The organism is Rhizorhapis sp. SPR117 (genome assembly GCF_021742065.1).
Genome location: NZ_JAKKIE010000001.1, coordinates 49,104 through 62,877, shown reverse-complemented (window position 1 = coordinate 62,877; position 13,774 = coordinate 49,104). Strand labels below are relative to the sequence as shown.

At 62.8% G+C, this 13,774-nt stretch carries 11 protein-coding genes; 4 read left to right on the top strand and 7 right to left on the bottom strand.

Annotation, left to right across the window (positions count from 1 at the left end):
* Nucleotides 1-52: 52 nt before the first annotated feature.
* From L3X40_RS00310 to L3X40_RS00300, 3 genes are read right to left on the bottom strand one after another with little or no spacing between them, the layout of a single operon-like run.
* Entirely contained in the window at nucleotides 53-2,683 is a 2,631-nt protein-coding gene (locus tag L3X40_RS00310) for an AAA family ATPase (RefSeq protein WP_092958542.1), read from the bottom strand.
* A complete protein-coding gene (locus L3X40_RS00305) occupies nucleotides 2,680-3,789 on the bottom strand; it encodes a metallophosphoesterase family protein (protein ID WP_092958544.1) in 1,110 nt (369 codons plus the stop codon). Before L3X40_RS00305 ends, L3X40_RS00310 begins: the two co-directional genes overlap by 4 nt.
* A 3-nt stretch (nucleotides 3,790-3,792) precedes the next feature.
* The gene (locus L3X40_RS00300; RefSeq protein ID WP_092958546.1) at nucleotides 3,793-7,092 is read right to left on the bottom strand and encodes a TM0106 family RecB-like putative nuclease; all 3,300 of its coding nucleotides are present in this window, start codon (nucleotides 7,090-7,092) and stop codon (nucleotides 3,793-3,795) included.
* 105 nt (nucleotides 7,093-7,197) lie between these two features.
* Here L3X40_RS00300 and L3X40_RS00295 point away from each other — a divergent pair, with 105 nt between their 5' ends.
* On the top strand, nucleotides 7,198-8,181 hold the full coding sequence (locus tag L3X40_RS00295; protein ID WP_092958548.1) for a helix-turn-helix transcriptional regulator: 984 nt from the start codon (nucleotides 7,198-7,200) through the stop codon (nucleotides 8,179-8,181).
* A 36-nt stretch (nucleotides 8,182-8,217) separates the two neighbouring features.
* On the opposite strand, the gene L3X40_RS00290 is transcribed toward L3X40_RS00295, so the two are convergent.
* The 3 genes from L3X40_RS00290 to L3X40_RS00280 form a co-directional block, all read right to left on the bottom strand.
* Nucleotides 8,218-8,571, bottom strand: coding sequence for a hypothetical protein (locus tag L3X40_RS00290; RefSeq protein ID WP_237363759.1), 354 nt, complete (start codon nucleotides 8,569-8,571; stop codon nucleotides 8,218-8,220).
* A 311-nt stretch (nucleotides 8,572-8,882) separates the two neighbouring features.
* Nucleotides 8,883-9,392, bottom strand: coding sequence for an RES family NAD+ phosphorylase (locus L3X40_RS00285; RefSeq protein WP_067105064.1), 510 nt, complete (start codon nucleotides 9,390-9,392; stop codon nucleotides 8,883-8,885).
* Entirely contained in the window at nucleotides 9,392-9,742 is a 351-nt protein-coding gene (locus L3X40_RS00280) for an antitoxin Xre/MbcA/ParS toxin-binding domain-containing protein (protein WP_065846060.1), read from the bottom strand. Before L3X40_RS00280 ends, L3X40_RS00285 begins: the two co-directional genes overlap by 1 nt.
* 399 nt (nucleotides 9,743-10,141) lie before the next feature.
* Between L3X40_RS00280 and L3X40_RS00275 the strand changes: the two genes are divergently transcribed.
* From L3X40_RS00275 to L3X40_RS00265, 3 genes are read left to right on the top strand one after another with little or no spacing between them, the layout of a single operon-like run.
* Entirely contained in the window at nucleotides 10,142-10,471 is a 330-nt protein-coding gene (locus L3X40_RS00275; protein WP_065846061.1) for a helix-turn-helix domain-containing protein, read from the top strand.
* Nucleotides 10,458-12,161, top strand: coding sequence for a SulP family inorganic anion transporter (locus L3X40_RS00270; RefSeq protein WP_067105068.1), 1,704 nt, complete (start codon nucleotides 10,458-10,460; stop codon nucleotides 12,159-12,161). Before L3X40_RS00275 ends, L3X40_RS00270 begins: the two co-directional genes overlap by 14 nt.
* A 31-nt stretch (nucleotides 12,162-12,192) precedes the next feature.
* Entirely contained in the window at nucleotides 12,193-12,501 is a 309-nt protein-coding gene (locus L3X40_RS00265; protein WP_065846063.1) for an alkylphosphonate utilization protein, read from the top strand.
* Between the two features lie 63 nt (nucleotides 12,502-12,564).
* Here the strand turns inward: L3X40_RS00265 and L3X40_RS00260 are convergent, their stop codons facing one another.
* Nucleotides 12,565-13,497 (bottom strand): 1-phosphofructokinase family hexose kinase, encoded by a 933-nt coding sequence (locus L3X40_RS00260; protein ID WP_237363758.1) that lies wholly within the window; start codon nucleotides 13,495-13,497, stop codon nucleotides 12,565-12,567.
* Between the last annotated feature and the right edge of the window lie 277 nt (nucleotides 13,498-13,774).

Sequence of the window (13,774 nt, the reverse complement as noted above, 5' to 3'; positions counted from 1 at the left end):
CCAAATCCTGCGTAACTCCTAAATCGTTCAATGCGAGCGCCAGGCAGCAGGCTCAAAGCTGCACCCGCGTTGCAGTCAAATGCCGGAATGCCCGATCGCGGCAGGTTAGCAGGATCACCTGCATTCGCTGAGAGGCTTCCTCCAGGATTTCCGTCATCAGATCGAGCCGGCCGTCATCGGAATAGACCAGTGGGTCGTCGAGGATCAGCGAAACCGGCATGCCCTGCTCCAGCAGCATGTCGGCAAAGGCGAGGCGGGTGAGGACCGCCAGCTGCTCCTGCGTCCCCTTTGAGAGCGTTCCGCAGGCTTCGCTCAGGCCGGATCGCGTGACCGAGGCCAGACCGAGTTCTTCATCGAAGCTGAGGTCGGCGCCGGGGAAAAGGCGCTCGACATGAACGCGAGCGCGCTGGGCCACTGGGCCAACGAAGGTTCGAGATGCCTCTGCGCGCGCCTCGTCCAGCACATCCTTGAGCATTTTGACCGTGGCCGCCTCTTCGTCGAGCCGAGCCAGCGCTTGCGTTGCGGCATCGGCTTCTTCGGCTGCAGCTGCGGCCAGGCTCGCCAGACCTTTGCCACCCTCGCTCTCAATGATCGCCTCAAGGCGGGCGATATCCTTTTCGAGGTCGCTCCGCCGGGTTTGACCAGCCCTTGCCCGGCCATCGATCGTTTCGATCTTGCGGTTGATCGCCTGCACATCATGTGCGGTGGCGTCGCGCTTCGCTTCGGCCAGCTTGACAGCGGCCTGGGCAACATCCTCCCGGGCTTTGGCGATGACGTCGGCAAGCCCGGGAAAATCGGGCTTCCCTTCGAGCTGAGCGATGCGATCCGATGCATGGGTCTGGTCGCGCTCCGCGCCCGCCTGCTTGGCGGCAAGCGGGCGGTCCCTATCCTCTATTTCTCGCAAGTCCTGAACGGCTTGGTCGTGCAGGGTTTCAGCGCGCACCGCAGCCGTTTCCGCCTCTTCCAGGCGTCGGGTGAGCTGATCGGTCGAGATCTCGTCTTCATCAGACGCCGGCGATTCCGCTGGGGCACCGGCCACGAACAGCTTGAGCGCATCCGGGCCTGCCGCGAGATCCAACAGCGGCTGCGCCGGCGTGAGGCCGGTAATTTTGGTTTCGAGCAGTTGGACAGTCCCCTGCGCGTCGCGCGCAGTATCGTTTCGCGTCCGGGCCGCAATGAGGTCGGCCACATCCCATTCGGCTAGTTCCAGTTCCTGTCGCTCGAGCAATTCGGCGAGACGGGCTTCCGCACTGGCTGCCGTTGCCGGCGGACGGATGACGAGGATGCCCCCGCCCAGGGCAATCTGCGTCTCACCGGTCAAGGTGCGCGGGCTATTTGGTGTCAGGGGCTCGCCGTCCATGGTGATGCCCGTAGCGTCGCCCGTAAGCTCGATTGTGGTAGCGCCAGCATTGACGGCTGCCCGCGCCTCCGCGACAGCGCGGTCATTGGCTTCCAAGCGAGCGAGCGCCTCAACCGGAATGACACGTGCGGCCTGATGGCGAGCATCGACCAGCTGCCTTTCAAGGTCGAGCAGATCGGTGCACCGCTGGCGCGCATCGGCGATCGCCGCGCGGCGCTGACGCCCAGCGAGACGTCCCTCCCCCTCGACAAGCGCCTGGCGGGCTGTGGCGCGCTCATTACGCGCCTTGTCGAGCGCTGCCTTTGCGTCAGCGACTTTCGTGCGTCCCGCGTCCAGCTGACCTGCAAGCTGATCGCGATCGGCGGTGATTGCGGCCAAAGATTCACCAGCGGCCGTCAGCGCTTCCCTCGCCGCCTCGTGCTGAGCCTGCAGATCCTCGAGACGATCGAGGTTGGTAGAGAGATTTTCATGTTCAGCTTTGCGCGTCTCCAGGATCTGCGCGGCAGCCCTGGCGATCTCCAGAGACTGAACGAGATTGGCGCGTTGTTCTTGCTCGGTCTCGTCCGTCAGCTCCCGCTCGATAACCTTGAGTCGGCCGCGCGCTGTTTCCAGATCGCTGAAGCTCTTTTCGAGCGCATCGAGCCGCGTGGTCGCGTCCGTAGCGACTTGCCGCGCCTGCTGGTCGCGATCCCGCGCCGCTTGCCAGCGTCCCTTCGACTGCGCCTTTCCAGTCGGCGTCCAGTAAATGTCATACTGCTCATCGATCCGCTTTCGGACGCGCTCATAGGCAGCCCCGCCGACGATCGTCCCAACCTCCGCCTCCAGCGTCGCCTGGATGCTGCTGCGCACGATGCTGCCGGGTGCCGTCACTTCGAGCGCCTGCGCCTGCGGAACCCATAGCAGACCGAGCGCGCCATAGGTGGCCGGGTCACCGCGCTGACTGCTATCCTTGACGAACCCTAGAAGCGTCTGCAGGCGATTTTCGGCCTCCTCGCCCTGCGCCCGACCCTGCGGTCCCGTGACTTCGACTTGGGGGCCTTTGAGAAAGCGCTTTGCGATTTTCCAGCTTTCGATGCCAATATCGAAACTGACTTCGATCTCTGGCGCGACCGCCTCGCCATAAGGCGCAAAACTTTGGGCGAGCTGATTCTTCGTGGCATGGCGGACGAAGAAAGCCGCACGCAGGGCCTCAAGGATCGTGGATTTTCCACTCTCGTTGGGCTCGATGATGATGTTGAGCCCCTCGCCCAGCCCTTCGATCGTCAGGGGCTCGCGGAACTTGCGGAAATTGTTGAGGCTGATCCGCCGGAGTTGCAGGCTCATGCTTGGCCTCCCCGATGATATTCGACAAAGAGCCGCTCCATTGCGCGCCGCGCTAACATGGCTTCAGTCCCGCCGGCTGCGATCGTCTCGGTGAGTTTCTCAGCCGCTATGCCGAGCAATCCCTCGACCTTGAGATCCGCCAAGTCCTGCTCGCCCGGCCGGCCGACAAGATCGTCCGCCCGGACATCCAGGAAACGGAGGCGATGCCGCAGGTCATCTTCGAGCCGCGACAGGATCTCGACGCGGTCGGCAAGGCTCGTGATGCCTGCAAGCGAAAGGCGCAGCAGCGTTGCCGCAGGATCGATAGCCGAGAGCAGCACGTCGCACTCCGCCGAAAAGGCGGCCGTGTCCTGCAAGGTCCAATCTCTGAGCAGCCATTGGAAGCGGCCGGTGCGCAGGGGTTGCACCTTCGGTTCCACTCCCGGCGTAAGCTCGACCATCAGGGCATGGCCCGGCTCATCGCGCTGAAAACCGTCGGTTTCGGGGGTGCCGGCATACCATGTGCGCGGCTCAACCTTGAGCGTGCCATGCCAATCACCGAGCGCAAGATAGTCGAGATTGGACCGCTTCGCGCGATCGGGTGCGATCTGGTTCTTGGTCTCGCCGCGCGCGGTAAAATCGCGGATGGAGCCATGTGCAAGGCCGATACGCAGCTTCGCGCCTGGCGTTTCCATGCTGTCGAACAACTCGGTCGGATCGTCGAGATGGTGACGATGGAGGAGCGGTGCGGGTAGCAGCCAGACCCCTGCTTCCATCTCCTGCGCGATGGGTTCGGCGAGCAGGATGATATTGTCCGACGCTTTGTGACGGACGCGGTCCCACAAACCGCCGTTGCGGGCATAGTCATGATTACCCGGGAGCAGCCACCAGCGGCAGGGATAGCGCTGCATCCGCGAGACTGCCTGGACGATGACCCTATCTTCGGGACCTTCGGTATCGAAGATGTCGCCCGCGACGATCACATGCCCCACCTGCTGGGCTGCAGCGACCTCGCCGATCCGGTCGATGGCGTCGAAGCGCGCTTCGCCAAGCGCCGCGCGCACCTCGGGCTCGAACCGGCCGAAGGGTTTGCCGAGCTGCCAGTCAGCGGTGTGGAGGAAACGCATGGATCAAGATCCCGTACTGAGAGGCGCAGAAAATGGCGGAAGGGCACAGAGCGTGTTGACGAGCCGCATCTGCTCGATGCTGGTGCAGTTGGCCTCGCGTAGGCGGTCGCTGCCAAAAACGAGCGCAAGCGCTTTAGCTCGTGAGACCGCGACATTGATGCGGTTGAGCGAAAAAAGAAACTCCATGCCGCGGGCCGTCTCGTCGGCCGAGGATGCCGTCATGGAGACAAGGCATATAGGGGCCTCCTGGCCCTGGAACTTGTCGACCGTGCCGACGCGGATGCTGCTCGGCAGCCCTGCCCGCAGCGCGTTGACCTGTGCGTTATAGGGGGCGACGACGATGATGTCGCCGGGGCCGATAGGGCGCGTGGCGCCGTTCTTGTCGGTCCAGCTCCCTTGCAGGAGATTCTCGATTGCCGCTCCGATCGCCGCAACTTCCTCGGCGGCAATCTGGGCATTACCGGCATGAGCAACCGAAACCCAATATGCGCCGGCCGTGGGCCAGGCCGTTCCGGTAACCCTCTGGCGCTCGGTATCGCTATGGCTGGCAAGGCGTCCCTCGTAGACCTGGTCTGAAATGAAGTCGCAAACTGCCGGATGCATCCGCCGGGTCTCGGCAAGGAATATGCCCCGATCGGGCGGGACGGTGGCATGCTCGCCCAGCATCCACTCCAGGCATGACAGGTTGGCGGGCGCAGGATGCGCGCCCTGGATGACCTGAGGCAGCTGGCGCGGATCGCCGACCAGCACGATATTGCGCGCGGCACGACCCATGGCGACCATGTTGGCGAGGCCCACTTGTCCAGCCTCATCGACAAACAACCAATCGAAGCGCTGCACATTCTCATCGCGCGCGAAGAAGAAGGCCGTGCCGCCGACCACATTGGCGCGGGCGAGGATCAGGTCATCATTGGCCGTGGCGCGGTGAACGGGACAATCGCTGGCATAGCCATCATCGCCTCCGGAAACTTTGTGGGCAAACGACACGGGAAAGGTGCCACCTTCTTCCTCGCGAGCACGCAGGCAGCCGAGCAGGACATTGCGGATCGCTTCATGGCTGTTCGAGGCGACGGCGACCCGATGTCCCGCTCTGACCAGCGCCAGGATCACCCGGGCCGTGACGTGCGTCTTGCCCGTTCCCGGCGGCCCCTGGATCGGGAGCAACGTCTGGTCCATGGCGTGCGCCGCGGCAATGGCGCCCGCCACCGGTTCCCCGCCGCAGAGGATATCGCCGTCAATGCCGTTCAGACGCGGGGCGGCGCCCGACAGCAGATCATCGACGGCAGACAAGCGCCGCGGCCCGCATTGATCCTCGATGACGTCGCGAACCGCTGCGGCCAACACCTTGGTATCGAGCGGCCAATCCGGATGCAGGGTCAGACGATCGGCGAGCAGTTCGGCCCTTGCCACACCGACCTTCAAGGTGATCGTGCACGCATCGCGATCCAGCGCCTCAATCGCAACGGTTGACGGCGGCCCGTCAATCCCGGGCACAGTGGCCTTGCCGCCTTCGCGCAATTTGGTTTCCTGAGACGGAAAGCGATAGGTGCGCATCACCGAGCGCTTGATGGGTTCGATCCCGGATATCGCCTCGAGGCCCGCCAGGGCGTCGAGATCGTCGACAAGCTCTTCCTCATCGCGCGCCGCGCTGTCGAAAACCGTCCACTGGGCAGGCTTGGCTTCACGCTTGTGGAACAGCCCCAGATTAAACAGCAATTCCTGACGTTCTGGGGCCAAAGTGGACGCCGCCAGGCGATCGCGCAGCGCCGTCGTTTCCTCGTCTTCGATCACCTCCTGCTCGGCCGCGTCTTGTGTCAGCACGGGCCAGGGACCATCGGGCCGGATGCCCACTAGCCAATCGCGCAGAAGCTGGGTCGACTGGCAGTCGACCCGATTATAGTCCTCGATCTCATCGAGGATTTGCTGATCGCCCGTCTCGCGCCAATTTTCATAAGCAACGACCGACCCGCCCGCCGTCTTGACCTCGCCCTCGCGCTTCAAGCCATAAAAGGCTTCCAGTGCCTTGATGGAGTAGCTCGGTTCGGAAGCAATCAGCGCGCCGCGCACGACCGCATAGAGGTCGACAAAGCGCCGTTCGCGCATGAGCCGGTCGAGAAAGGCCTCGCCAATGCCATAGCGCGTGGTGAGACGCCGCAGCGCGGTGATCTCATAGGGCGCATAATGATAGATGCGGGCCTCCGGATAAGCCGTGAGCCGATCGCGAAAAAAGGCAAGCAGCCGTTCGAGCGCTTGCGCTTCGGCGGCATGGTCATGGGCCCAGAAGGCATGGAAACTATCATCGGCCCACACGCCGTGCAGATATTCAAGGCCTCCCTCATAATGGGGGTCGCCCTCGATGTCGTAGAAGAGATCGCCCGCCTGCGGCCGAGGGAGCAGGTCAAAGCCTTTGCCTGGCTGTGCCGGACGCAACTCGAAGGCGGGTTCGCCGGTTTTGCGCGCGTGCTGCAATCTTGCCTGGCCGACAAGTTTCTCCGCCGTCGCACTCGCAACGCCGCGCACCGGGCCGTGATGCCGAGCAAGCCCGGCCATGGTTTCGATGCCGGACGCCTCCAACTTCTTCACTTGGCCGCGGGTAATATTGGCGACCTGGAACAGGCTGTCCTGGCTGGCGAGGGCGGCGTCGCAATGATCGGCCCATCGGCAGAGCGAACAATCCGCGCAAGGGATCGGCCGCGTCAGTTGAGGGGAAGCAACAAAGGCCTCGAGCTTCGCCCGCGCACCGCGCGCATAATAGGCATAGTCGGCCAAGCGCAGCGTCGCGCGCGTACCATCGCCGAGCTGCACATGGGCATGCTCCGGCATCACGCCCTGAATCTCCGCCAAAAGGTCGGAATAGAGCACGAGCTGCAACACATGCTTGGGATGGGCTTTGCGCTTGAGCTTGGTGTCGGTCACTTCGTAGCTGAACGGCCCCAGCAATGATGGTCGCTCGACCCGCTCGAGAAAATCGGACCAGCCACCCCACCGCTCAGCCAGAAAAGCCCCTTGGAAGATGATCTGCGAGCCCAGCGCCAGGGCCGCTCGCGTCTCGTCCGCGTTCTGTGCAAGGTCGCCACGCGCGATCTCGACTACTCCATGGCCCGCGTCCTTCAGCGTCACCAAATGGGCGGCCTCATGGGCATCGCCCTGTTTCTGAAGCAGCGCGGCATCCTCGGTATCTTCCCGGGGGGTGAGCGGCTCGCCGCGCATATAGGCAAGATCGAGCGCCGTCGCATGCGCACAGCCGACGAACCGCATTAGGTCCGTCGCTGAAAACAGGATGGTGTTCCCGATCGTCCTCACTTGGCCCCCTTCGATTTGCCCTGCGCCCCCGCGAGGGAATCACCTCGACAGGCGTTACCCTGATCCTTAGCATGCGAGGGTGTCAATCTGTGACATGGACATGCAATGACTTTCGCCAAGGCTAACGATCTCCTGCGCCTCGCCCAGCTCGCCGCCTCGCGGCGCTTGGGCATCAGCCTTGAGGAAATCTCTCAGGAATTTGGCATTTCGCATCGTACGGCGCAGCGCATGACCAGCGCGCTGGAGGACAATTTCGCAAATGTCGTTGTCGTAGAAGATGACGATCGCCGCCGGCGCTGGCGGATCCAAAGTCCCATCCCCGAGCGGCTGCAACCGCGCCAGGAAAACACCATCGAGGCTCTGGAAATCGCCGCCCGCGCGGCCCGTGACGAGAACCGGCTTCGCCATGCCCGCGCGCTGGAAGATCTAAGAGACAGCCTGATCACGCGCCTGTCCCCGCGTGATGCACTGCGGTCCGAAGCCGATGCGGAGGCGGTCCTATCGGCTTTGGGCCAAGTGGCGCGGCCAGGTCCAAGGGTCGCAATGAAGCCTGAGGTGACCGACGTTCTGATCGAAGCTCTGCGCGGACCGTTCAAGATGCGCATTGTCTATGGCGACACCGACGCAGAAACCCGGACGGTCGAGCCGCATGGGCTCTTGCTGGGATTGCGCAGCTATCTCGTTGCGCGTCAGGCTGACCGAGGCGAGAATCTTCGCCATTTTCGCCTGGACCGCATTCATAGCGCCGAATGTCTCGATGAAAGTTTTCCCATCCAGTCCGGCTTTTCCTTGAACGATCATGCGGCGCAGGCCTTCGGCGCCTATCAGGACCCCGCCCAATATGGCGAGGTCGTCTGGCGTTTTCTTCCCGGCGCAGCCTCGCGCGCGGCGGAATTCCAGTTCCATCCCAACCAATCGGCCGAATATCGGGACGACGGCAGTCTGATTGTCCGGTTCAAGGCCGCAGGCTGGCTGGAAATGGCCTGGCATCTCTATCAGTGGGGCGACAAGGTCGAGGTGCTGGAACCGGCGGGGTTGCGGGCGCTGGTCGAGGGTCATGCGCGCTCCGACTTCCCAGCCCTGCCTTGATTGATCGATTTGTGTCGCCCTCGGTGGCGGCGGGTTTCAGTTGAGTTCGGCGAGGAAGTTGGTCGAGATAGACCTGGACCGGCGGCGCATAGGCAATGCCGTCGATCCTCTTGCCCACCGCGATGTCGTGCTTGCTGGCATCTTCGATGACGCCGAGATTCCAGCCTTTCGATACGAGTCGAGCATTGGGCGCGAGAGGACCTCGCTGTGCAGCCGCCCGCCCTGCATCCGGCATTTGAGCTGCGAGATCGCGGAGAGGTACGGCGCATATGCCTGCGCTGCGGCCTCCGTCGTCACGGCATATTGCGCGCCGACACGCTCATCTCCGTCGCGCTGATGCACGGAAGCGCCCGGCAACGCTGCTACGGCGCCGCACAGCTCCTCCAGCAATTCGCGCTCCTCAAGCTCAAAGATTCGCATATCCGGCGGTATGGCAATATTCACTGTCCAGCGAATTTTGTAGAAACGGATCTTTGTTTCGGAATTGCGGGCAATCGGAGAGGCATTCAACGTCGATGGTGTTTCAGCATTTCGCTGAAACCGGCATTCCGGTAAAATGGAAGCCAGCCACCCTTGAAGGCGGCGGAGCGCTATCCGTTTGGCAGCCCCTGCCTAAGAATGTCTCGAAGAATTCGGCACGGACAAAGCCAAGCAGTCGCAACGGCACAAGCATTCCTTCTGGCCCCTGCAATCCAACTGCGTCAATTCCGGTCCCAAGCAGCTAGTGCATCTTCGGGATCGAGCAACGACAGGGCAGCCCCCTCCCTTGTCGCTGTTTCGGCCTCTGCCCCGGCATCGTGCCACTTCCACAAGACAAGGTTCGTGCCACCCTTGTTCTGGACAGACGGAACCAACGCACCCTCGGCACCCGCAAGGGTCAATTCCTCTGCGAGCTTCCAACTGGGAGGAATGCCCTTCTCCACCATGAATATCTGTCGCCATAAGCATTCGGTGATCGCCGGATCTGTCCCGCGCAGATCGGCAATGGCGTTGGCGGTAACATCATAGGCGGCCAGCGTGCCGGGGCGCACGAGCTCCTGATGCATCTCGACTATCGCAGTCACATAGTCCGCGGAGAGGTAGAGTGCGGGCATGCCCATGGGGTTCCAGCGGCCGCCAGTCCGGTGTGATCCGCTTTCGAGTGGGCGGCGCTGCCAGCGCACGCCAAGCATTCGCCAGTAGCGACCCTGCAGCGGCGCCAGCGATGTCATCAGGAATAAACGCCCTCGTCCATGCTATCGAGCGTCCACAATACCGCCTCGGCCTTGCCCTCTTCTACCAGTTCCTCGGCCGTCTTGCCAAAGCCGGGGATAGGCTGGTGGCGGAACCAGATGATCGCCCTGCCCTCATCGCCTGCAAGCTCGGCGGCGCGAGTGATGATGCGCGCAATTTCTCCCAGCTTGGCCTGCACGGCAGGACTGTCAGGATGCGCCGTCATCGTGTTGCGATTGAGGTGGGCAATCCGCGACAGGCGCGTCATCGGCAGTCGCAAGCGCTCCGCCATGCGGCGCGGTGCGATCAGGTCGCCGTCACGAATGTCATCTAGAAAAGCAGCAAGCATGAGTGCACTCCTTGCTTGATATATGCACCTATCTGCATTTCATTTCAATGATTCTGACGATCAAATGGGTATTTTCAGGCCCAATGCCGATCGAGCAGGCCTTCAAAGCCGTCTCTGCCTCCTCACGAGTGCCGCCCCACTCGGCCGGGTTTGCGAAAGTGAGGTCTGGATCTGCTGGAAGTTCCGTTGTGCCATGCCCAGGATCAGCTCAAACACGCGCCTGACCCTGCCTCCGGCGCCGCCTGGAACCTGCCCATATCAGAACAACGCGGACATGACTGGAAATTCCTTTGGCGTTGGCACCATCAGCGGAGGGGTTGGCTGCGGAATTTCATCTAGCATATCGCACATATGAGAGGTAGGATTGCAATTAGATGTTTCATACATCACGAGGACTCAATGATCACATCACAGCAAATGCGCGCGGCGCGTGCTCTTCTCGGTATCGACCAACGCCAACTGGCTGCTCTGGCCAACGTCTCGCTTCCGACGATCCAGAGAATGGAGGCGTCGGACGGGCAGGTGCGCAGCGTGGTCGATACGCTGGTGAAGGTGATCAACGCACTGGAAACCGCCGGAATCGAGATCATCGGTGAGAATGCGACCAGCAACGGCGCCGGGCGCGGGGTCCGGCTGAAGGATACCGCAGCGGGAAGTCAGCCGAAGCGCGTGCCATCGATGCTCTACGATCAGGCTGGCGAACCGCAGGCCGAAAATGAAGCCATATGATGCGCGGCTGACCGCGTTCACGCCGAAACTGGTAACGGTTCTCGGCGAGGGATATACGTTCGATCGGCTGCGGCGGGACAGCATTGCGGGGCTGACGGTCGCGATCGTCGCCCTCCCCCTCGCCATGGCTTTGGCGATCGCGAGCGGCGCGACCCCGGACAAGGGATTGATCACGGCCGTCATCGCCGGGTTCCTCATTTCGGCGCTTGGCGGTTCGCGCGTCCAGGTGGGCGGGCCGACAGGCGCGTTCGTCGTCGTCGTCTTCAACGTGATCGCCCAGCATGGCTATGACGGGCTCCTGCTGGCGACGCTGATGGCGGGCGTACTGCTCATTGTTGCGGGCTATTCCGGGCTCGGGAGCCTTGTGCGTTTCATCCCGCAGCCAGTGGTTACCGGCTTTACCGCCGGGATCGCGGTGATCATCGCTTCAAGCCAGGTGAAGGATTTCCTGGGCCTGTCAATGAAAACGGTGCCCGCGGACTTCATACCCAAGTGGTCGGCCTATTTCTCCGCGCTGGGGAGCCTGCAGCTCGCCACTCTTGCAATTGGCGCCGGCTCCCTCACGCTCATCATCGCTCTGCGAAAATGGGCCCCGCGCCTCCCCGGCTTCCTTATCGCCGTCGTGCTGGCGAGCGCCATCGTCGCCCTTCTGCATGTCCCGGTCGAGACGATCGGATCGCGCTTCCCCGAGCTTCCCACCGGCCTGCCCGCCCCTGCCCTGCCGGAGATCTCGTTTGCCCGGCTGCAAGCGGTGGCGCCGGCCGCCTTCACCATAGCGTTCCTCGCCGGGATCGAGGCGCTGCTCTCGGCCGTTGTGGCTGATGGCATGATCGGTTCCCGGCACCGCTCCAATCAGGAACTCGTCGGGCAGGGTGTCGCGAACATGGCCTCGGCCGTTTTCGGAGGGCTGCCCGCGACCGGAGCCATTGCACGGACCGCGACCAATATCCGCGCCGGCGCGGTGACGCCGATCGCCGGCATGCTGCACGCCGTCTTCCTGCTCCTGTTCATCCTGTTCGCCTCGAAGCTCATGGCCTTCGTACCGCTGGCCGCCCTGGCGGCGATCCTGTTCATGGTGGCTTGGGGGATGAGCGAACACCACCGTTTCCTTCAGCTCCTGCGCATGCCGAATGGCGACAGGAGCCTGCTGTTGCTGACTTTTGGACTCACGATTTTCATAGACCTGACGGTGGCGATCGCGGTCGGCGTGACGCTGGCATCGCTGCTGTTCATGATGCGGATGAGCCGGACCGTCGAGATCGCGAGCGATAGCGAAGGCGCCGCCTCCGATGCCGAAGAGGAAGAACTCGACCAGCGCACGGCCTTGCCGGCAGGTGTCGAGGTGTTCCGCATCGACGGTCCCATCTTTTTCGGGGTCGCCAACGACCTCATGGACACGCTGAGGCGCATCGGGTCCGCTCCCAAAATCATCATCCTGCGAATGCGCCGGGTCCCGTTGCTGGATGCAAGCGGTGTCGCGGCAATGGGCGACATTGTCGACCATGCCGAAGTGCTGGGCATCCGGGTCATCCTTTCGGGCGTGACGGCGCAGCCGATGGAGATGCTCGAAAGGGTATCGCTCGGCCCCTCGAGCAGTCGGGTTTTGCATAGTGCGAATTTCGCGGATGCCGTGCGGCTTGCTTCATCCCTCACCGTGGAGCCGGCCTCCACGGCGCCGACACTCCATTGATCACCTCTCTATTATCCGGAAGGAACCCAGGATGAGCGATGCAAACGACGAGTATGTCTATGATGACGCTTCAGGCGAATGGCTCCCCGCCGTCGAGGCTGCGGCGAAGGCCGCGGCAGCAGACTTGGTCGAGGTCCTGGATTCGGCAGGGAACATCCTCGCGGACGGGGACAGCGTCATCACGATCAAGGATTTGAAGGTCAAGGGGGCCGGGCAGACGCTGAGGAAGGGCACCGTGATCAAGGCGATCAGGCTGACCGGCGATCCGCAGGAAATCGACTGCCGCTACGAGGGTATCAAGGGCCTGGTCTTACGAGCCGAATTTGTGCGCAAACACTGAGGCAGTGAAGACGCGTTCTCACCGCCCCGACAGTCGCGCGGGATATACCGATCTTCGCAACACTCAGGGTATTTGCGGCGTCCGTTGGTAGAGGCGTTCGATGTCGTTTGGCCTGGCGAGATCATGGCCCGGGCTCATCACGGCGGCAGCGCCAGCGGCAATGCCGAAACGGAAGGCTTCGCCCATCTCCCAGCCAATCGAGATCGCAAACAGCATGGCGGACAGGAAGCTGTCACCGGCACCAACCGCGCTTTTCGCCTCGATGGGGGCAGCTGGCAGGAAAAGCGGTCCGGCGGCGCTGGCAAGGATCGCGCCTTCATGGCCCATGGTCACGGCGACATGGGCGGCTTGTCCGGATCGAACGATTTCGAGTGCCGCATGGGCGATTTCGTCGGGATCGCCGAGTTCGAGCCCGGTCAATTGCCGCAACTCGCCGATGCTGGGCTTCACGAGAAAGACGCCGCCTTCATCGAGGCCGCCCTTAAGTCCCGGTCCTGAACTGTCGAGGATGACGGGAATATTGCGCCGGCGCATCAGCGCTACGACCTGACCGTAGAAATCGGCGGGCATGCCGGGCGGCAGCGACCCGCTCAACACCATGAAATTGCACTGCGCGGTTTCAAGCTGGTCAAGGCAGGCCTGCCACTCGGCGGGCTGGATGGTCGGCCCCGGTGGAACGAAACGATATTCCTTGCCGCTTTCGAGCTCGAGCACGGCGGATGCGACGCGGGTATGGCCCGCAATATAGATGCGATTGTGGACGAGCTGATGGAGGTCGAGCAGGCCGTCGAGAGCATCGCCTGTGGCACCGCCCGCCATATAATAGCTTCGGGCATTGCCGCCGAGGCGAACAAAGACTCGAGCGACGTTGATACCGCCGCCGCCTGGGCTGTAGAATTCGGATTTGGTCCGCATCTTGCGCGTGTGGAACATGCGATCGACTTCATAGGCGACGTCGATCGTCGGGTTCAGCGTCAGCGTGGCAATGTTCGTCATCCCGCCATTTGAGCGGGCTGGATGTATTCCAGTCTATCCGCAATATCCCCAATTCGTTCCGCCGGTGCGGCATGCCAAGGTAGCCCTGTCGGGCGTCGCAATCCCGCTGATGCCTGGCGTCGTTCAGGCCCTCCTCTCAAGGCGCAAAATGCGTTCGTCCGTTCCGCCATCATCACACTGGTCTCGCTATCCGTGATTGCTTGCGTTCTGGAACTGTCCGGGCTTCTCGATCGCGCTATTGCAGCAGACGCGAGGCCCCGCGAACGAGGCGATGCGA